General features: G+C 71.1%; 13 protein-coding genes. 4 read left to right on the forward strand and 9 right to left on the reverse strand.

What is annotated here, in order from left to right; translation table 11 throughout:
* Positions 1 to 26 precede the first annotated feature (26 nt).
* On the forward strand, positions 27 to 5,324 hold the full coding sequence (pulA, locus tag JAO81_RS23915) for a pullulanase-type alpha-1,6-glucosidase (protein ID WP_199549969.1): 5,298 nt from the start codon (positions 27 to 29) through the stop codon (positions 5,322 to 5,324).
* Positions 5,325 to 5,399: 75 nt separating this feature from the next.
* Positions 5,400 to 7,049 carry a fused response regulator/phosphatase gene (locus tag JAO81_RS23920; RefSeq protein ID WP_199549970.1) on the forward strand — a complete coding sequence of 550 codons (1,650 nt, stop codon included), beginning with the start codon at positions 5,400 to 5,402 and terminating at the stop codon, positions 7,047 to 7,049.
* Positions 7,050 to 7,088: 39 nt separating this feature from the next.
* On the opposite strand, the gene JAO81_RS23925 is transcribed toward JAO81_RS23920, so the two are convergent.
* The gene (locus JAO81_RS23925) at positions 7,089 to 7,607 is read right to left on the reverse strand and encodes a GNAT family N-acetyltransferase (protein ID WP_199549971.1); all 519 of its coding nucleotides are present in this window, start codon (positions 7,605 to 7,607) and stop codon (positions 7,089 to 7,091) included.
* Positions 7,608 to 7,697: 90 nt separating this feature from the next.
* Here JAO81_RS23925 and JAO81_RS23930 point away from each other — a divergent pair, with 90 nt between their 5' ends.
* Entirely contained in the window at positions 7,698 to 8,045 is a 348-nt protein-coding gene (locus JAO81_RS23930; protein WP_199549972.1) for a 5-carboxymethyl-2-hydroxymuconate Delta-isomerase, read from the forward strand.
* An 87-nt stretch (positions 8,046 to 8,132) separates the two neighbouring features.
* On the opposite strand, the gene JAO81_RS23935 is transcribed toward JAO81_RS23930, so the two are convergent.
* From JAO81_RS23935 to JAO81_RS44050, 5 genes are all read right to left on the reverse strand, one after another.
* On the reverse strand, positions 8,133 to 8,846 hold the full coding sequence (locus JAO81_RS23935; protein WP_199549973.1) for a TetR/AcrR family transcriptional regulator: 714 nt from the start codon (positions 8,844 to 8,846) through the stop codon (positions 8,133 to 8,135).
* Between the two features lie 34 nt (positions 8,847 to 8,880).
* Positions 8,881 to 9,945: a PDR/VanB family oxidoreductase gene (locus tag JAO81_RS23940; protein ID WP_199549974.1), complete on the reverse strand. Its 1,065-nt coding sequence runs from the start codon at positions 9,943 to 9,945 to the stop codon at positions 8,881 to 8,883.
* 1 nt (position 9,946) lies between these two features.
* Complete coding sequence (locus tag JAO81_RS23945) at positions 9,947 to 10,945, reverse strand: metal-dependent hydrolase (RefSeq protein ID WP_199549975.1); 999 nt, start codon at positions 10,943 to 10,945, stop codon at positions 9,947 to 9,949.
* 63 nt (positions 10,946 to 11,008) lie between these two features.
* Positions 11,009 to 12,955 carry a hypothetical protein gene (locus JAO81_RS23950; RefSeq protein WP_199549976.1) on the reverse strand — a complete coding sequence of 649 codons (1,947 nt, stop codon included), beginning with the start codon at positions 12,953 to 12,955 and terminating at the stop codon, positions 11,009 to 11,011.
* A gap of 66 nt (positions 12,956 to 13,021) precedes the next feature.
* Complete coding sequence (locus JAO81_RS44050; RefSeq protein ID WP_233415829.1) at positions 13,022 to 14,698, reverse strand: serine/threonine-protein kinase; 1,677 nt, start codon at positions 14,696 to 14,698, stop codon at positions 13,022 to 13,024.
* A 152-nt stretch (positions 14,699 to 14,850) separates the two neighbouring features.
* Between JAO81_RS44050 and JAO81_RS23960 the strand changes: the two genes are divergently transcribed.
* On the forward strand, positions 14,851 to 15,321 hold the full coding sequence (locus JAO81_RS23960; protein WP_233415830.1) for a hypothetical protein: 471 nt from the start codon (positions 14,851 to 14,853) through the stop codon (positions 15,319 to 15,321).
* Positions 15,322 to 15,399: 78 nt separating this feature from the next.
* On the opposite strand, the gene JAO81_RS23965 is transcribed toward JAO81_RS23960, so the two are convergent.
* From JAO81_RS23965 to JAO81_RS23975, 3 genes are all read right to left on the reverse strand, one after another.
* Positions 15,400 to 16,866, reverse strand: coding sequence for a DUF1996 domain-containing protein (locus JAO81_RS23965; protein ID WP_199549977.1), 1,467 nt, complete (start codon positions 16,864 to 16,866; stop codon positions 15,400 to 15,402).
* Between the two features lie 132 nt (positions 16,867 to 16,998).
* On the reverse strand, positions 16,999 to 17,649 hold the full coding sequence (locus tag JAO81_RS23970; protein ID WP_199549978.1) for a response regulator transcription factor: 651 nt from the start codon (positions 17,647 to 17,649) through the stop codon (positions 16,999 to 17,001).
* Positions 17,634 to 18,905, reverse strand: coding sequence for a sensor histidine kinase (locus tag JAO81_RS23975; protein WP_199549979.1), 1,272 nt, complete (start codon positions 18,903 to 18,905; stop codon positions 17,634 to 17,636). The genes JAO81_RS23970 and JAO81_RS23975 overlap by 16 nt, the downstream gene beginning before the upstream one ends.
* Between the last annotated feature and the right edge of the window lie 75 nt (positions 18,906 to 18,980).

Genomic DNA, 18,980 nt, shown 5'->3' on the forward strand with positions numbered 1-18,980 from the left:
GTATCGGATCGAAGGAGACCCTCCCCGTGCCCCGTACGCGAAGAACGGCCGCGGTGCTCACGGCCGCCCTGCTCGCGGCGCTCGTCCCCGCCGTCCCCGCGGCGGCCGCGCCCCCGCCGCCACCTCCGTCCGACGCGCAGCTCGCCGCCCAGCCGGCCCGGCACGATCTGACCCGCGAGCAGTTCTACTTCGTCCTGCCCGACCGGTTTGCCAACGGCGACCAGGGCAACGACAAGGGCGGTCTGACCGGCTCGCGCCTGGAGACCGGCTTCGACCCCGCCGACAAGGGCTTCTACCAGGGCGGCGACCTCAAGGGCCTGACGGACCGGCTCGACTACATCAAGGGCCTGGGCACCACGGCCCTGTGGATGGCGCCGATCTTCAAGAACAAGCCGGTCCAGGGCACGGGCAAGGACGCATCGGCCGGCTACCACGGCTACTGGATCACCGACTTCACCCAGGTCGACCCGCACTTCGGCACCAATGCCGACCTGGAGCGGCTGATCGACAAGGCCCACGCCAAGGGCATCAAGGTCTTCTTCGACGTCATCACCAACCACACGGCCGACGTCGTCAATTACGAGGAGAAGTCCTACGACTACCTCTCCAAGGGCGCCTTCCCGTATCTGACGAAGGACGGACGCCCCTTCGATGACGCGGACTACGCGGACGGGAGCTCCGAGTTCCCGGTGGTGAACCGGAGTTCCTTCCCGCGCACCCCGGCCGTCCCGGCCGCCGAGAAGGACGTGAAGGTCCCGTCCTGGCTCAACGACCCGCTGATGTACCACAACCGCGGCGACTCCACCTTCGCCGGCGAGTCCTCCACGTACGGCGACTTCTCCGGCCTCGACGACCTGTGGACCGAGCGTCCCGAGGTCGTGCGGGGCATGGAGAAGATCTACGAGAAGTGGGTCCGCGACTTCGGCATCGACGGCTTCCGCATCGACACGGTCAAGCATGTCAACACCGAGTTCTGGACCCAGTGGGCGACCGCGCTCGACGCGTACGCGGCCAAGCGGGGCCGCGAAGACTTCTTCATGTTCGGCGAGGTCTATTCCGCCGACACGGACATCACTTCGCCGTATGTCACCGAGGGCCGTCTCGACTCGACGCTGGACTTCCCCTTCCAGGACGCGGCCCGCGCCTATGCCGCACAGGGCGGCTCGGCCGGGCGGCTCGGCAAGGTCTTCGGCGACGACTACAAGTACACGAGCGACAAGGCCAACGCCTACGAGCAGGTCTCCTTCCTCGGCAACCACGACATGGGCCGCTTCGGCACCTTCCTGAAGCAGGACCGGCCGGACGCCTCGGACGCCGAACTCCTCGACCGCTACGAGCTGGCCAACGAGCTGATGTTCCTCGGCCGAGGCAACCCGGTGGTCTACTACGGCGACGAGCAGGGCTTCACCGGCGCCGGCGGCGACAAGGACGCACGCCAGACCCTGTTCGCGTCGAAGACCGCCGACTATCTCGACGACGACCAGCTCGGCACCGACCGCACCCACGCGAAGGACGCGTACGACACCGGCCACCCCCTGTACCGGCAGATCGCCGAGCTCTCCGCCCTGCGCAAGGCGCATCCGGCGCTCGCGGACGGCATCCAGGAGGAGCGGTACGCGGAAGGTTCCGTCTACGCCTTCTCCCGTACGGACGCGAAGAGCCGCACCGAGTACGTGGTGGCCGCGAACAACGCGCAGGAGCCGCGCACGGTCGAGATCCCGACCGGCTCGCAGGGCATGAACTTCCGTGCGGTGTACGGGAGCGAGGCCTCGGTCCGCAGCGGTGACGACCGGAAGATCAAGGTCGAGATCCCCGCCCTTTCGTCGGTGGTCCTGAAGGCCGACAAGGCCCTCGCCACCCCGGACGCCAATCCGTCCGTGGAGCTGCAGGCCCCGCCCGCCGGTGCGACGGGCCGCGTCGAGCTCACCGCCGACGTACGCGGGGGCGGCCTGAACCGGGTCGTCTTCGCCGCCCAGACCGGCAACGGCAAGTGGCAGACGCTCGGCTCCGCCGACCACGCCCCGTACAAGGTCACCCACCGCATCGACGCCGAGCGGGCCGGAACTCCCGTGCGCTACAAGGCCGTCGTGCTCGACTCCCGCGGCCGTACGGCGAGCGACCGCGCCGAGACCGTCTCCGGCGCCCCGCCCGTGGAGCAGCCGCCGAGCGCCGTCGAGCGCGAGTACGCGGTGGTCCACTACAAGCGTGCCGACGGCGACTACGAGGGCTGGACCCTCAGGTCCGGAGAGACCACTGCTCAGTTCACCGGCCGGGACGCGTACGGTGCGTTCGCCTGGGTGAAGATCGGCGAAGGGGCCACCGAGGTCCCTTACACGATCGAGAAGAGCGGCACCGCCGACGGCCCGCAGCGCACCGTCCCGCTCGCCACCACCGGCGAGGTCTGGGTCGAGCAGGGCAAGGACGCGCAGGCGACGAGCGCGCCCGAGGGTGCGTATCCGCCGCAGGACAACACCAAGGCCGTGCTGCACTACCAGCGGGCCGACGGGAACTACGACGGCTGGGGACTGCACACCTGGACCGGTGCCAAGGACCCGACCGACTGGTCCAAGCCCCTTCTGCCCGCCCGGACGGATTCCTATGGTGCGGTCTATGAGGTGCCGCTCGCGGACGGGGCCACGTCGCTCAGCTACATCCTGCACAAGGGCGACGAGAAGGACCTGCCGTCCGACCAGTCCCTGGACCTCGCCGCCAACGGGCATGAGGTGTGGCTGATGGGCGGCAAGGAGAAGTACCTGCTGCCGCAGCCGAAGGCCGCGAAGGTCGACTACACCAAGGCCGGGGCCGTGTGGATCGACCGGGACACGGTGGTGTGGAACGGCGCCAAGTCGCCCGCTTCCGCACAGCTGTTGTACGCGCGGGACGGTGACCTGGACGGTGCGAAGTGGCTGCGCCTGGCCAAGGCGGAGCTCACCGAGGCCCAGCGGAAGAAGTTCCCGCATCTGGCCGCCGAGCAGGCCTGGTCCGTCGACGCACGCGACCGCGACCGGGTGCGCGAGGCGCTGCGCGGACGCGTGGTCGCCACCCAGCGGGCAGCGAACGGTGCGATCGTCGCAGGGTCCGGGGTGCAACTGGCCGGAGTCCTCGACGACTTGTACGCCGAGGGAGCGACCGGCGCCGATCTCGGCCCGGTCTTCGACGCCAAGGGGGCGCCCACGCTGAGCGTATGGGCACCCACCGCGCAGTCCGTCGCCCTCGACCTCGACGGCCGTTCGGTACCGATGCGCCGCGACGACGCGACCGGTGTGTGGTCCGTCAAGGGTGCGAAGTCCTGGACGGGCCGCCCGTACCGGTATGTGGTGAAGGTGTGGGCGCCCAGCGTCCAGAAGGTCGTCACCAACGAGGTCACCGACCCGTACTCGCTCGGCCTGACCGCCGACTCCGAGCGCTCCCTCGTCGTCGACCTGCGCGCCAAATCCCTTGCCCCGCAAGGCTGGTCGGGCCTCAAGAAGCCCGAGGCCGTGGCGCCGGGCCAGGCGCACATCCAGGAGCTGCACATCCGCGACTTCTCCGTCGCGGACACCACCGCCCGCCACCAGGGCAAGTACAAGGCGTTCACCGAGAAGAACAGCAAGGGCTCACGCCACCTGCGCGAGCTCGCCGACGCCGGCACGAACTATGTGCACCTGCTGCCCGCCTTCGACATCGCCACGATCCCCGAGCGCGACCAGGCGACCGTCGACTGCGACCTCGGCTCCTACGCACCGGACTCCGAGAAGCAGCAGGAGTGCGTGGCGAAGGCCGCCGCGAAGGACGCGTACAACTGGGGCTACGACCCGTACCACTTCACCGTCCCCGAGGGCTCCTACGCCACCGACCCGGACGGCACCCGGCGCACCGTCGAGTTCCGCGAGATGGTCAAGGCGCTGAACGAGGACGGCCTCCGGGTCGTCATGGACGTGGTCTACAACCACACCACCACCAGCGGCCAGGCGAAGACCTCCGTCCTCGACAAGATCGTGCCCGGCTACTACCACCGCCTCCTCGACGACGGCTCGGTGGCCACCTCCACCTGCTGCGCCAACACGGCGCCGGAGAACGCCATGATGGGCAAGCTCGTCGTCGACTCGATCGTGACGTGGGCGCGCGAGTACAAGGTCGACGGCTTCCGCTTCGACCTCATGGGCCACCACCCGAAGGCCAACATCCTCGCCGTACGCAAGGCGCTCGACGCCCTGACGGTCGAGAAGGACGGCGTCGACGGCAAGAGCATCCTGCTGTACGGGGAGGGCTGGAACTTCGGCGAGATCGCCGACGACGCCCGCTTCGAACAGGCCACGCAGAAGAACATGGCCGGCACGGGCATCGCCACCTTCTCCGACCGGGCCCGCGACGCCGTACGCGGCGGCGGACCCTTCGACGAGGACCCGCGCGTCCAGGGCTTCGGCTCAGGCCTGTTCACCGAGCCCAACTCCTCGCCCGCGAACGGCACCGAGGCCGAGCAGAAAGAGCGGCTCCTGCACTACCAGGACCTGCTGAAGGTCGGCCTCACCGGCAACCTCGCCGGCTACACCTTCACCGACAGCGGCGGCCGCGAGGTCAAGGGCTCCGAGGTCGACTACAACGGCGCGCCCGCCGGCTACGCGGCCACCCCCGCCGACGCGCTCGCCTATGTCGACGCCCACGACAACGAGACCCTCTTCGACGCCCTCGCCTACAAGCTGCCGCCGACGGTGAGCGCCGACGACCGGGCCCGTATGCAGGTGCTCTCGATGGCCACGGCGGCCCTGTCCCAGGGCCCTTCGCTCTCCCAGGCAGGCACCGATCTGCTGCGTTCGAAGTCCCTCGACCGCAATTCGTACGAGAGCGGGGACTGGTTCAACGCCATCCACTGGGACTGCCGGGGCGGCAACGGGTTCGGGCGCGGGCTGCCCATGGCCGCCGACAACAAGGACAAGTGGCCGTACGCCAAGCCGCTGCTGACCTCCGTACCCGCCGTGGGGTGCCCGCAGATCGAGGGCGCGTCGGCGGCCTACCGTGACCTGCTGAGAATCCGTACGACAGAGGGCGCATTCGCGCTCGGCAGTCTCGACGAGGTCCAGCGCGAACTGTCGTTCCCGCTGTCAGGTGAGCGAGAGACCCCAGGGGTGGTCACGATGCGGCTCGGCGAGCTCGTGGTCATCTTCAACGCGACACCCGGGCTTCAGAAGCAGCAGGTCGACGAGGTGACGGGCGCCCGGTACGCGCTGCATCGAATTCAAGCCAAAGGCAGTGATCATACCGTCAAGTCCGCTGCGTACGACGTGAGTTCGGGGACGTTCGCCGTTCCGGGGCGGACGGTTGCCGTCTTCGTCCCCGGGGACTGAGAGGAGCGCTAACTTGGAGGCGCGGGCCACCCACCGACGCTCGGGCCCGCGCCCCCACCCCCGGAAGGGGGATGCATGAACCTGACGGAAGGCAGCCCGGAACCCGCAGAGGACACGACCGTCCTCGTCGTCGACGACGCACCGGCCAGCCGGTACGCCATAGGAGCCGTCCTGCGCAGGGCCGGCCACCAAGTGGTGCCCGCGGCCAGCGCCGGCGAGGCGCTGATCGAGCTGGACACGCTGCAGCGCGCGGGCGCCCTGCCGGATGTGGCCCTCGTCGACATCGGGCTGCCGGACATGAGCGGATACGACCTGTGCCGCCGTATCAAGGAAGTCCCCCTCACCGCCGGTATCCCGGTGGTGCACTTCTCGGCCAAACCCGTGGGTCCCGGGGATCGCACCCGGGGTCTGGACGCGGGCGCCGACGCCTACTTCACGGTGCCCGCCGAACCGGAGGAGATCCAGGCCGTCGTACGGGCCGCAGTGCGCGGCGCACGGTTCCGTACCACCGCCGAGGCCAAGGCGGGCCGGCTCTCGCTGCTCGCCGAGGCCGTGCTCGCCGTACAGGCCGCGCGCTGCCCGCAGGAGCTGGCCACCGCTGCGGCGGCCGGGGCGGCCCGGATCAGCGGGGGCCCCGCGGTGGCCTTCGTATCGGGACCTGACGGCGAACTGATGGTCGGCACCTCGCGCCGGCGGGCCGCCACCGCGCTGCCCGACGCGAGCGCCGCGGAGGAGGTGGTGCGGCTCAGCGAGCGGCTGATGGCGGGCCGTTCGGGGGTGCAGTCCACCGTCGTGCCCAGCCCGTTGTGGCCGCCCGGCTACTTCCGCGCGGGCCAGTCCGAGTCGGCCCGTCTGATGGTGGCCTGCGGCAGCGACACCCGCCCACCGGTGTCCGTGGCCGTGCCGACCTACGCGGTCGGGGCCGGCGGAGCGGGCGATGAGAGCGGACGGCTGCTCGGCCGCCTCGTGCACGCGGCCGCGCTCGCCGCCGAACCGCTCCTCATGTACGAGGTCGAGCGGCATATCGCGCTCACCCTGCAGCACAGCTTCCTGCCGAAACGGCTGCCCGAGATGCCCGGCACCGAGGTGGTGGTGCGCTACGTACCGGCCTCACGGCACACCGAGATCGGCGGTGACTTCTACGCGGCGATCGCGACCCCCGACGGGGTTCTCGTCGGGGTGGGCGATGTCGTCGGGCACTCCCTCGACGCGGCCACCGTGATGGTCGAGATCCGCCATGCGCTGCGGGCCTACTGTGTCGACGAGAGCGATCCCCAGGTGCTCGTCGAACGGCTCGACCGGATGCTCCAGCGCTACCACCCGCAGGCCACGGCCACGGTCTGTCTCGCCCTGATCGAACCCGCCACCGGCCGTACCCGGATCGCCAACGCGGGCCATATCCCGCCCCTGATCATCGGGGACGGTGACGCCCGCTACTGCGGGGCGCGCGGTCCGCTGCTCGGCATCGGGCTCGACCACCCGGAGCCCACCGAGATCAAGATCACCCCGGAGGAACGGCTGTTGATGGTGACGGACGGCCTGATCGAGACCCGCGGCATCGACCTCGGCGTTTCCCTGGAGCACCTCCGCCAGATCACCGCCGAAGCGTCCGCCGACCTCGGGGCGCTGTGCGACACCCTGCTCAGCTGCTTCGGGCACGAAAGGGCGGACGACATCGCGCTGTTGGTGCTGCGGCTCACGGACGAGCCGGGGGTCAGCGGTTAGGGCCTGTCTCCGCGCCCGCGGGGATCAAGGAGACAGGCCCTAGGGGAGCCGCCGCTCCATGAGCGTCACCCCGTACTTGCTGCCGCCCGCGCCCTCCTTGAACGGCTGCTCGCCCACGACCGTGTACCCGGCGCGCTCGTAGTACGTCCGCAGCCGCGGGTTCGAGGACACACAGTCCAGGCGGCACAGAGCACGGCCCTGCGCGGCGACCCGCCGCTCGGCGTGGGAGAGCAGCGCGCGGCCGGTACCCGCCGGGGCATCACGGCCGGTCATCAGACGGTGGACGTATCCGGCGACCGGCGGCTGCTCGCCCCAGGCCGGTTCGTCCTCCCACCACAGTTCGTACGCACCGGCCACCTCGCCCTGCGCGTACGCGATCCAGACCTCGCCCTCCTTGATCCGCAGCCGGAAGTGGTCCTCGCTCTTCTCGCCCGGCTTCCACTGGTCGATCCCGCTCTCCCGCATCCAGCGCGCGGCGCCGTCGTACAGGGCGACGAGGGTGGCGAGCTCGGCGGGGTCATCGGTGGCCGGGCGGAACTCCAGGCGGTTCGTGATCATGTGCTCAGTATGCAGACGGCTCCGTGGGACCGGAGCGGGCGGCCGTAGGCTCGTGGGGCCAGCACCCGCGAGCGAACCCGGAGCGCGCCCATGCCCCAGATCACCGTCGACCACCCCGCCCACTTCTCCGCGTCCTTCGACCGGCGCGGCTTCGCGCTCGCGCTGCACCCGATCGTCGTGGAGATCGCGGATGCGAGGCTCGCCGCCTGCAAGACCCGCTTCCGCAGCACCGAGGACAACGTGATCGGTGACGACACGGACGGTCCCGGCGTCCTGGCCATCGAGATCGCCCTGCTCGCCGGCCGCACCGACGAGGTCAAGAAGCAGCTGGCGACGGCGGTCGCCGAGCTCGCGGGCAAGTACGCGGTGGGCACGCCCGTCGCGGGCCATGTGTCCGTCGAGGTACGGGACCTGGACGCGTCCTACTCGAAGGCCTAGCCTCCCGCAGGCGCAGGCGCAGGCGCAGGCGCAGGCGCAGGCGCAGGCGCAGGCGCAGGCGCCACGAGGCGGCCGGTCATCGAAGGCTCAGCGGGGCGCCAGCGCCACAAGGCGGGCGACCAGCTCGCCGAACGGTCCGTCCGCCGGCTCGTCGGCCAGGATGCGCGTCAGGATCGCCGCCATCTCCGCGTCGTACGCGGCGCTCACCGCGGTGAGCGCCGCGAAGTCGTGCACCAGCTGCAGCTCCAGCTCGGCGCGCGGGATCCGCCGCCCGTCCAGCCAGATCAGCGCCGTCGACTCGGCGAGCGAGACCCAGGAGCGGATGACGAGTTCGAGGCGCGCGGGCGGCTCGGTGATCCCCAGGTGCCGCACGATCTGCTCGTACGCGGCCTGGCGCACCGAATCGATCAGGGCGTTGGCCGCGGAGGCGGCCTCACCGCCGAGCGTGCCGGAGACGGCGGGACCGCCGCGCATCAGTGCCGAGAACCCGGGCCCGTGCTCGTCCACGAAGTCGAAGAAGCGGCCCATCACCCTCAGCAGCCGCGCGCCGAGCGGCCCTTCGCGCGGCTCGACGAACCGGGTCGCCAGATCCTCGGCGGCCCGCTTCAGAGCCGCCTCGTACAGGCTGAGCTTGCCGGGGAAGTAGTGGTAGACGAGCGGCCGTGAGATCCCCGCGGCCGCCGCTATCTCGTCGATGGAGACCTCGTCGGGGGAGCGGTGGCTGAACAGCTCGAGGGCCACGCCGATGAGTTGCCGGCGCCGCTCCTCGACAGCCATCCTGCGGCGCACCCCGGTCGTCATACGAACACTCTAACGGGCACGGGGGTCTGCCCCTTCAGAGGTCGAGCACCAGCCGCCCGCCCCTGGCCCGTGAGACGCAGATCAGCATCGAGCCGTCGCGCTCACCGTCGGTGAGCAGCTCGTCGCGGTGGTCGATCTCCCCGGCCAGGACCCGCTGTTGACAAGTTCCGCAGAAGCCCTGCTCGCAGGAGTACGCGGTGTCGGGCAGCTCCTTGCGTACGGCGGCCAGGACACTCTCGTCGGCGGCGACGGTCACCGTCCGTCCGCTGCGCCGCAGTTCGACCTCGAAGGCCTTCTCGCCCTCGGCGGGTGCGGCCGCCGTGAACCGCTCCAGATGCAGCGTGCAGCCGGCGGGCAGCACCTCGGCCACCGCGTCCATCAGGGGCTCGGGCCCGCAGCAGTAGACGGCCGCCGCCTGCGGGACGTCCGCGAACAGGGCCCCCGGATCCGGCAGTCCGGCCTCGTCCTCGGCCACCACGGTGAGCCGCCCGGGCCCGGCGATCTTCTCGACCTCGTCCAGGAAGGGCATCGAGGCCCGGCTGCGCCCGCAGTACAGCACCCGCCAGTCCGCGCCGGAGGCTTCGGCGGCCCGCAGCATCGGCAGGATCGGCGTGATCCCGATACCGCCCGCGACGAAGACGTACGCGTGCGAGGACCGCAGCGGGAAACGGTTCCGCGGCCCGCGCACCCGCAGCCGCATCCCCTCCCGCAGCTCCTCGTGCACCTCGCGCGAACCGCCCCGGCCACCTCTGTCCGCCGGGACGAGCCGGGTCGCGAGGGTGTAGGCGGAGCTGTCGTCCGGGTCGCCGCACAGGGAGTACTGCCGCACCAGGCCCGACGGCAGCGTCAGCTCGAGATGCGCTCCGGGCTCCCAGGCGGGCAAGTCCCGTCCGGTCAGGCTCAGTTGTACGACGCCGTCGGCGATCTCCGCGCGCCGGGCCAGTGTCAGCGTCAGGGCCCGGGCGCGCGGCCGGCCCGAGGTCGGCACCGGCAGGGCGGGCAGCGGCCACAGCGGGGAGTGCTCGATCCGGCGGCGCAGGGCGCGGTGGGTCAGCAGGGCGGCGCCGGCCAGGGCGGCCACGGTACGCAGACGAGGCATCTCAGGCGATGCCCTTCTCGCGTGCGCCGGCAGGGTTGCCCGCATTGACAGCGGTGCCCTTCTCGCGTGCCTCGGCCGCGAGCGCCGCCGGTGACGAGGCGAGATACGCCACCGCCTGCTCGGTGGAGCCCTCCTGGGAGGGGTGGTAGCCGCGGTCGAGATAGCGCGGAATGGAGCGCGCCATCGCCCCTGCCGTCGGCAGCATCCCCTGCCGCCCCTTCGCGAGGAACTCCCGCCAGCTCGCCTTCCCGTCCTCCAGGGTCGGATCGTTGGCCATGAAGAAGCGCGCGCCGCGCTGCCACAGGAAGACAAGGGCGGAGAACGCGGTGGCCCAGGTGCGCACCCGGCGGCTGTAGGCGCCGTCCACGTGCAGGAAGAGCTCGAAGGCCACCGAGCGGTGCTCGACCTCTTCGGCGCCGTGCCAGCGCAGCAGATCCAGCATCGTCGGATCGGCGCCCTTGCGGTCCAGGCCCTCGGCGTTGAGCACCCAGTCGCCGAGGAACGCCGTGTAGTGCTCGATCGCCGCGATCAGCGCGACCCGCTCGTACAGCCACCACTTGCGTGCCTTGCCCGGCGGCAGCGTCTTGTCCCCGAGCAGCTTCTCGAAGAGCCAGTCCACCTGGGCGAGATACGGCGCCGGGTCGAGGCCCTGCTCCTTGAGATGCGGGAGCACCTCATCGTGGGCCTGGGCGTGCATGGCCTCCTGGCCGATGAACCCGATCACGTCCTCGCGCAGCCTGTCGTCCTCGATGTACGGCAGGACCTGCTTGTAGACGTGCACGAACCAGCGCTCACCCGCGGGGAGCAGCAGATGCAGCACGTTGATCGTGTGCGTGGTGAACGGGTCGCCGGGTATCCAGTGCAGCGGCGTCTCCTCCCAGGCGAAGGAGACCTTGCGTGCCTTGAGCGCAATGTGTTCCGACGCCTCCCCGAGTTCTCGGCTGCGCTCGGACAGGGGATACCCCGATGGCTTGGGCAGCCGGGCCCGCGTATTAGACATGGCGTCAATGTACTGGCGGGTAAGGAATGCGCAACACCCTTGTGCAGACAGGAGTTGGCCCGGTCAGCGCAGGGCGCTCACCTTGTCGCCGTTCTCGAGCCGCCCGTCGAGCTCCGCGCGGGCGCCCTCCTTGGCACGTGCCGAGAGGGTGTTGCCGCGTGCGGAGGCCGTGACGCCGCCCGAGGTGGCGATGGAGCCGACCTGGCGGCTGCCGCCCGCGAGCAGATACCAGCTGCCGGCACGGGACTTCCACATGACTCCGGCGAGCACCTTCGGGTCACGCGGGCCGCAGGCCGGTGAGTCCTCGGCCTTGGCGGCGATGGCGCCGACGGGTTTGCCCGGTGCCTGGAACTGGGCGAGCGTACGGCTGCCCGCGCCGCGCCAGGTCTCGGCGCGGGTGCAGACCCAGTGCGCGGTCCCGTTGTTCTCGGGCAGCGTCTGGGAGGCGTACGCCCAGGAGTTGACGGACCGGACGCCGTGCGCGCGTACGGCGGGCAGCAGGCAGGCGGTGCGGGCCCAGCTCTCGCGGGCGGCGCTGCCGGAGACCTCGCGCGGCGCCTCGGGGCGGCCCGAGGTGAGGTGGGCCGGAGTGAGCTCGCCGAGGTCGGTGACGGTGCGGGTGGTGGCGGTGTCGCTCATCTCCAGGGCGTTCCAGGACTTGCAGTCGCGCGCCTGGGCGGGACTGGTCACCGGGTCCGTCACCCCGTCGTCGGTACGGCCGAGCGCGCGCGCATCCGCGGCCGGATCGAGGAGGTCGCGGACTTTCACTGCCTGCACCCAAGGGGCGGTCAGATAGCGGACGTTGCCGTCCGTACGGCCCACGACGAGGGCGCTCGCGGTGGGCGCACCCGCGCCGTCCACGCGGGCGAAGTCCAGGGCCGCGCCGCTCGTGCCCTCCTTGGGCTCGGCATAGCGCGCGATCCGCAGCCCGTCGTGGAGGAGCACGACGCGGGCCTGGTCGACCTCGCCCGCGTACAGCAGCTGGGCCGGCCCTGGCGGTGCGCCCGCCGCGGTGCCGGGGGTCGCCGAGACCTGCACGGCCTCGCCGGGCCGCGCCCACACGGCGAGCGCCCGGCGCAGCAGCTCCTTGTCGCCGGTGAGCGAACCGCGCGCGGGCCAGACGGAGAAGTCGGTACGTGCCGAGCGCTTCCAGGCGTCGGCCGGCGCCGCCGTCAACTGGTCCGGATCCAGGGCGGCTTCGGCCGCCGGGTTCTTCCCGTACGAGGGTGCCGCGGCGCCGTCCGGGCCCCACCCGTCCCCGGGCAGCCCGAGCAGCGCACCGCAGACCACCACGGCGGCGGTGGCGACCAGGGCGGCCTTGGTGTGCTGGCGGCGGCGCATCAGATCCGTGGGGCGGGCCTGCAGCGAGCACGGGTCGAACTCGGGGGAGTCGAGCAGCGCGTGCAGCGCTTCGACGCCGTCCGCCTCCGCGAGCGCCGCATGCGCGTCCTCGACGCCGGCCGCGTCCAGGATCTTGCGTACCTCGGCGTCCGGAAGCCCTTCGAGGCCGCGCAGCACATAGGCGGCGCGGGCCGGTCCGGAGAGCGAGGAGAGCCGCTGGTCCAGGGCGAGTTCATCGGCGCCGCCCGAACGCGGGAAGAGCCGCAGCCCCCACACCTGCGGCAGCAGCGGCGGGAACTGCGCCCGCCTGGGCCAGGCCTTGCGCGTGAGCGGCAGCCCGGCTTCCAGGGCGCTCTTGAGGACCCTCAGCCGTACATACGCGTACCCCGGGTCCCCCAGCCGCCCCTGACCGCTGCCGCCGCGCTGTTGAGGGAAGGCGGGGGCGTCACCGGGAGTGCGGCCCTTGGGCAGGGCGCGCTGTGCGAGGGAGTGCGCGGTCAGGACGCGGCGGTTGCGGCCGAGGCTCGGCGGCAGCACGAGATACCCGAGACGGACCAGGCGCGGGTAATGCTCGACGATGGCCGCTTCGGCCTGCTCGACAGCGACGGCGGGAGCGGCCGGTGCGGGGTCCTGGGCGGGGCGGCGGGTGGCGACATCCGGAGAACTCACGTTCAGCAAAACGAGCGAATCGTGGGATGGTCACTCGAACTCGGGTGCCTGGGGGCGCCGTTGGGTTCAGGAGCCGGGCTTCTTGACCGGGTGTCGGATGTCCTCGCGGATCCCGGCGGCCTCCTCCGCCGCCAGCTTCACGACGTCGTAGCCCTCGAACTGGAGGACGGCGATGGTGTTCTGGTCGGCCCAGGCACACATCACCCCTGCGCGGGACGAGAACTCCCGGCAGCTGAACTCCGTCGTCGTTCCGGGGACGCGGATCTTCTCGAGCGTCTCCTCGGTCTCCGTCAACTCGTCGGTGTCGTCCAGGTTCGCGATCATCCTCAGCATCCGGTCGTGGGGCTTCTTGAAGCTTCCGTACTCGGCGGAGATCGCGACAGTGTCGAAACTGGACTCCTTGGTCCCCTTGTAGTCGGCCGTGAGCTCGAATGCGTCCTGCCGTGTGGCGTTGTCCTGCAGCTTGTCCGGGCCGATCTGGAGGACGGCGGTCTGCAGTTGGTAAGCACCGTCGAGGAGTTGCTTGGGCCGGGTGATCTCGTAAGCGGCTGCGGGGAAAGTCTGATCGCCGCCGCTCCCGCCGGCGTCGGGGGTGCCCCCGGCCAGCTTGGTGGCGACGAACCCGCCGACCACGAGCACGCAGGCCGCGATCGCGATCCGCCAGTTCCGTGCGGTGCGCGACGGGGTGGACCGTGTGGTGCGCGACGGGGCGGAGGAGGGCGCGCGCGAGCCCGCCGCCGGGGCGGGCTGGGTGGCGAGCTGGTGGAGGGCGCCGGCGGTCGCGGCATCCTCGCCGCCACGATTCGCGGTCGGCGCGGAAGGAGCCGGGCGGGCAGGGGTGGAGGCGGCACGGGGCGAGGCGGCCGGGGGCGGAGCGGGCGCCGGTGCCGGCTGCTCAGGGACGGCCGGCACAGTCGGCGGGTGCGTGGGCGGCTGCGGCTGCACGGAGGTCTGCGGGGCGAACAGGTCGAGCAGGCGCTCCGGCGTGGGGCGTGCGGCCGGGTCCTTCGCGAGACAGTCGGCGACTATGCGGCGTATGCCCTCCGGTACGGCCGAGAGGTCCGGCGTCTCGTGCACCGAGCGGTACATGAGACCCATCGGCGTACCCGCGCCGAACGCGCTGCCGCCGGCAGCGGCGACGAGCACCGCGCCCAGCGCGAACACATCGGCCGCGGGGCCCACTTCGAGTCCCTGCGCCTGCTCGGGCGCCAGGAAACCGGGCGTACCGAAGGCGGCTCCCGTGGAGGTCAGCCGGGTGGACTCGACGGCCCGTGCGATCCCGAAGTCGAGGACGCGCGGGCCGTCCTCGGCCATGATGATGTTGCCCGGCTTGAGATCGCGATGGATCAGTCCGCAGCCGTGGATGGCCCCCAGGGCCTCGGCCAACGCCGCGCCCAGGGAACGCAGCCGGGCTTCGTCCATCGGGCCCTGCCGGTCGATGAGGCCGGCCAGTGTCGGCCCCGCAACGTAGGCCGTCGCCAGCCAGGGAGTGTCCGCGTCCGGGTCGGCGTCGACGACCTGCGCCGTGTGGAAGCCGCCGACCTTGCGGGCGGCCTCGACCTCGGCACGGAACCGCGCGCGGAAATGCGGATCGGCGGCCAGCTCGGGACGCGCCACCTTGACCGCGACCGTCCGCCCGCCGCGTGAGCGCGCCTGGTACACCATCCCCATGCCGCCCGCGCCCAGCTCGCGCTCGACGGTGTAGGGGCCGATGCGGCCCGGCAGTTCCACCCCGTACGTCATCTGTCGCTTGCTCCCCCGAAGAGACACCGGGCGTCAGTATGGCCGCCTGGTCCGGCGGACGCCACGAGGGTCAGGAGTCGCCTCGGGGCTCCTGTGGTTGCGAACCCGGGGAAAGCGCACGGGCGCATGTGCCGCAGGTGCACGATGGGCCCATGCGTTTACGCCCCCACACAGCCCGACTGGCGTGTGCAGCCGCTGTGTTCACCGTGGTGCTCGGCTGCAGCGGCGAGCAGACGCCGGAGCCGGAGACGGTCACCGGAACCCTCGAGGAGATCGCCGAGAAGGCGGACTGCGAGCCCAACGTCCAGACGGACGCGGCCGAACTGCGCCAGGCCAACTGCCGCAACGGCGAAGGCCGGTTCATCCTCACCACGTTCGCCACGGACCGCGGCCAGCGCGAGTGGATCAACGAGGCCAATGACTACGGCGGCACGTATCTCGTGGGCCGCAAGTGGGTCGCCAGCGGCGAGGAGAAGGTGGTCATGTCTCTGCGCGGCCGGCTCGGCGGGACCGTGGAGCGTGCCGCGCACCACTCGGGGAGTAGCGGTGCTGGGGGGAGCGGGCACTTGGGCGGTCACGATGACGGGCACTCCGGGGAGCCGGACTCCGGTCATCAGCACTGAGCCGGCCGCGCAGGCCGGGGCATGGGCCCCGCGTGGGGGACGGGGCCCATGGTCGGTGATCAGCGGTACGCGGCCGGGTCAGCGGCAGCGGTCACCGCGGTTGACGCAGTTCACCAGGCGCCGCATCTCCCGGTCGGCGAACACGTTGATGAAGTCTCCGTGGTCGGTGACCGGCTTGTGCAGCTGCTCGGGGAAGGAGTCGACCGCGAAGTTCGGCTCCGGCGGCACGTCGTAGACGATCCGCTGCACCAGCTGCGGAATGGCCCGGAAGCCCTGCGGGCAGCGCCCGTCGGCGCCGGCGAAGGCCACGTGCGTACGGTGGTTGGCACTGTCGATGTTCGCGCCGTCCCAGCAGCTCTGGAACTTGAAGGTGCGCACCACCTTGGAACCCTCGGGGCACAGCGGGTATTTGTCCTTCAGCTGCCGGTTCTCGAATCCGGTGCAGCTCCATGAGGCATTGGCATTCGCATTGCCGTTGGTGAACGCCTTGGCGTCACCGGTGATGATCCGCAGAAAACGCGGCATGGCGACGACCTTGGCGGTGGGATTGCCCACGAACTTCAGCGTGACCTGGTCGGGGGTCTGGATCTCTCCGACGTTCTGGTCGTTTCCGCCGCCGTCGGCCTGGGCGTCTTCTTCTTCCTGGCCGTTCTGAATCCGGAGGACCGGCCAGTAGTACGTGGACTTGTCCCGCTGATTGCGGCAGGTGGTCCGCCCGTTGGCGAGATCCTCGTCGCTGGAGAAGGCGTCCGTCGCCTGGTTGCCGACGTAGTCGTGCATATGGTGGGCGCCATTGCTCACACCCGGGGCGACAATGACATTGTCCGGGTTGAACTTGCCGTTCTCATTCGTTCCGCACTTGGTCTCGAACTGCCCGCGGGACGCGCCGCGTTGATTGCGCACCTTGGCGACATTGGGCTCGACGTCCTCGATCGGGACGAAGTCGTCGGGGGAGGGCCCGTTGCCGGCCTGACCGCCGTTGCCCGGCTCCTCGCCCGGCTCCTCGCCTTGACCGCCGTCCTGGCCTCCGTCCTCCCCCTGCCCGGGGTCCTCGCTCGGGCTCGCGGTTCCGCCCTGGTCAGAGGGCTGCTCGTCGGCCCGTAACGTACAAGGCGCGTTGGAGTCCAAGCCCTCGGGCGGCTGACCCCCCGCCTGCTGTATCGCGCCGGAGATCGCGGCGAGCGTGCCGCGGCGCTGCTCCTCCAGCGGGCCGAGGACGGTTTCCTGGGCCGCACCGGGATCCTCGGCGAACTTCCGGTACGCCTCGGTGATCTGGGTGTCCAGGGCCGCGAGTTCACGGTCCACGGCCTCGCGTGCCCCTTCCGGCACGTCCTGCAGCGACGTGGCGACATCCGGGCAGTCGATGGTCGACATGCGCGGCCCGGACTGCGCGTCCTGGGTCGCGGAAGGAGGCTGGTCGCTGCCTTCGCCCGCGGAGGCGTAGACATTGACGAGCGTCACTCCGCCGGCGCCCAGGACCAATGCCGCCGAGGCGGCGACCGCCCGGCGGGCCAGCTTTGAACGTTTGCGTGATGTGCGTCCCATGGGGCTGTGTACGCGGACGATCTCCGCTTGTTTCAGCGGCCCCAGAAGTTCGTAGAATTCTCCGGGTTCAATTCCGGCGCAACGCCCCCAACAGGTGCCAATCTCAACGCCCTTGGCCTCCGTGCCGCGTTCTCAGCGCCCTTGGTCCAGATAGGCGAGCACCGCGAGCACCCGGCGGTTGTCGTCGTCCGACACCGTGAGATCGAGTTTCGCGAAGATATTGGAGGTGTGCTTGGCGATCGCCCGTTCCGTGACGAACAGCTGGCCCGCGATCGCCGCGTTGGACCGCCCCTGCGCCATGAGCTCGAGCACTTCGAGCTCGCGCGGGGTGAGCCCGCCGAGCGGACGGTCCGACTGCCTCCGCGAGAGCAGCTGCTGGATCACCTGCGGGTCCATCGCGGTGCCGCCCGCCGCGACCCGGCGTACCGCGTCGATGAACTGCTCCGCGTCGAAGACCCGGTCCTTGAGCAGATATCCGATCCCGCCGTTGCCGTCCGCGAGCAGCTCCCGTGCGTACAGCTGCTCCACGTGCTGCGACAGGATCAGCACGGGCAGCCCGGGCCGCACCTTGCGGGCGGCCAGCGCGCACTGCAGGCCCTCGTCGGTGTGCGAGGGCGGCAGGCGTACGTCGCAGATCGCCACGTCGGGCGTCAACTCGGCGAAGGCCCTGGTCAGTTCGGGCCCCGACTCCACGGCCGCGACGACCTCGAAGTCGTACGCCTCCAGCATCCGCACCAGGCCGTCGCGCAGCAGGAACAGATCTTCGGCTAGGAGTACGCGCAAGGGATCTCCATGGTCACCATGGTGGGACCGCCCGCGGGAGAGCTGACGGCCAGGACACCGTCGAATGTACCGAGCCGGCGCTCGACGCCGGCGAGCCCGCTGCCCGCGCCGATCCTCGCGCCTCCCTGTCCGTTGTCGGTGACGGTGACGCGCAGATGGCCGTCGGCGTGGTGCACATCCACCCAGATCCGCTCGGCGCCCGCGTGCTTGACCGCGTTGGTGAGCACCTCGCTCACCGCGAAGTACGCGGCGGACTCCACCGGTTCCTCGAGGCGTCCCGGCAGCGTGACGTCCACGTCCGTCGGGACCGGAAGCCGTAGCGCGAGCGCCTTGACCGCGTCCCCGAGCCCCCGCTCGGCGAGCACCGGCGGATGGATGCCGCGCACCAGATCGCGCAGTTCGGTCAGGGCGTCCGCCGAGTTCTGCCGGGCCTGGGCCAGGAGCTGCTTCGCCTTGGCCGGGTCCTTCTCGACCAGCGCCTCGATCGTGCCGAGGTCCATGCCCATGGCGACGAGCCGGGCCTGCGCTCCGTCGTGCAAGTCCCGCTCGATACGGCGCAGTTCGGCCGCCGAGGCGTCCACCGCGTCATGCCGTGACTCGGTGAGCTGGTCGATCCGGGCGTCCAGGCGGGCCTTGCGGGTGGGGGCGAGGGAGGCGCGGGCGACGGCGAAGTGCGCGCGTACGAGATACGGGTTGAACAGCAGCCCGACCGCGATCCAGACCAGACCGAGCAGAGAGGCCAGGAAGGCCGAACCCCAGCCCTGCACCGGGATGAACGCGTACCACCAGTCCCCGAGCACCGTCCACAGGCCCGCGAACAGCAGGATGCCGAAGAGCCCTTCGGCCAGCAGCCCCGGCGCGAGCACCGCGGTGGCCGCGCCGGCCGTCATATCGGTGAGCAGCCACCGCAGGGCCCGCCAGGTCGCGGGGTCCTTGAGCATGAGGTTGAGCCGCTCCACATGACCGACGAACCCTGTGCGCAGATCGGCGGGGAAACGCCGGTACGGCACGGCGATCTCCCTGCCCGCCCACGCGCCGGCCAGCCGCCGCCGGGCCGTGGCGTGCGCGCGGACCAGGTCGAGGAGGTACGGCGTGGTGAGGACACCGACGCCGATCGGGATCAGTGCGAGCGATACGACGGTCAGGACGAACAGGACGATCGAGGCCGTCAGCGCGAGGAGCGCGAGCGCGAGGCCCCGTGCCGCGGCGAGCAGCGAGCCGCGCACCCTCTTCGTCGCAGTCCTGTCCACGCCCATGGCGACCGTCCTTCTGGATCTGTGCGTACGCCGGTGCGGCGTGTGCGTCATCCAGTGTGGCGGGCGCGGACGCCC

Origin of the sequence: Streptomyces sp. N35 (assembly GCF_016464295.1) — a bacterium.
Lineage (GTDB): Bacteria > Actinomycetota > Actinomycetes > Streptomycetales > Streptomycetaceae > Streptomyces.

Coding starts and splice junctions, on each gene's coding strand:
- JAO81_RS23920 (WP_199549970.1), top strand. CDS start 5,400: ATGAACCTGACGGAAGGCAGCCCGGAACCCGCAGAGGACACGACCGTC.
- JAO81_RS23925 (WP_199549971.1), bottom strand. CDS start 7,607: ATGATCACGAACCGCCTGGAGTTCCGCCCGGCCACCGATGACCCCGCC.
- JAO81_RS23930 (WP_199549972.1), top strand. CDS start 7,698: ATGCCCCAGATCACCGTCGACCACCCCGCCCACTTCTCCGCGTCCTTC.
- JAO81_RS23935 (WP_199549973.1), bottom strand. CDS start 8,846: ATGACGACCGGGGTGCGCCGCAGGATGGCTGTCGAGGAGCGGCGCCGG.
- JAO81_RS23940 (WP_199549974.1), bottom strand. CDS start 9,945: ATGCCTCGTCTGCGTACCGTGGCCGCCCTGGCCGGCGCCGCCCTGCTG.
- JAO81_RS23945 (WP_199549975.1), bottom strand. CDS start 10,945: ATGTCTAATACGCGGGCCCGGCTGCCCAAGCCATCGGGGTATCCCCTG.
- JAO81_RS44050 (WP_233415829.1), bottom strand. CDS start 14,698: ATGACGTACGGGGTGGAACTGCCGGGCCGCATCGGCCCCTACACCGTC.
- JAO81_RS23960 (WP_233415830.1), top strand. CDS start 14,851: ATGCGTTTACGCCCCCACACAGCCCGACTGGCGTGTGCAGCCGCTGTG.
- JAO81_RS23965 (WP_199549977.1), bottom strand. CDS start 16,866: ATGGGACGCACATCACGCAAACGTTCAAAGCTGGCCCGCCGGGCGGTC.
- JAO81_RS23975 (WP_199549979.1), bottom strand. CDS start 18,905: ATGGGCGTGGACAGGACTGCGACGAAGAGGGTGCGCGGCTCGCTGCTC.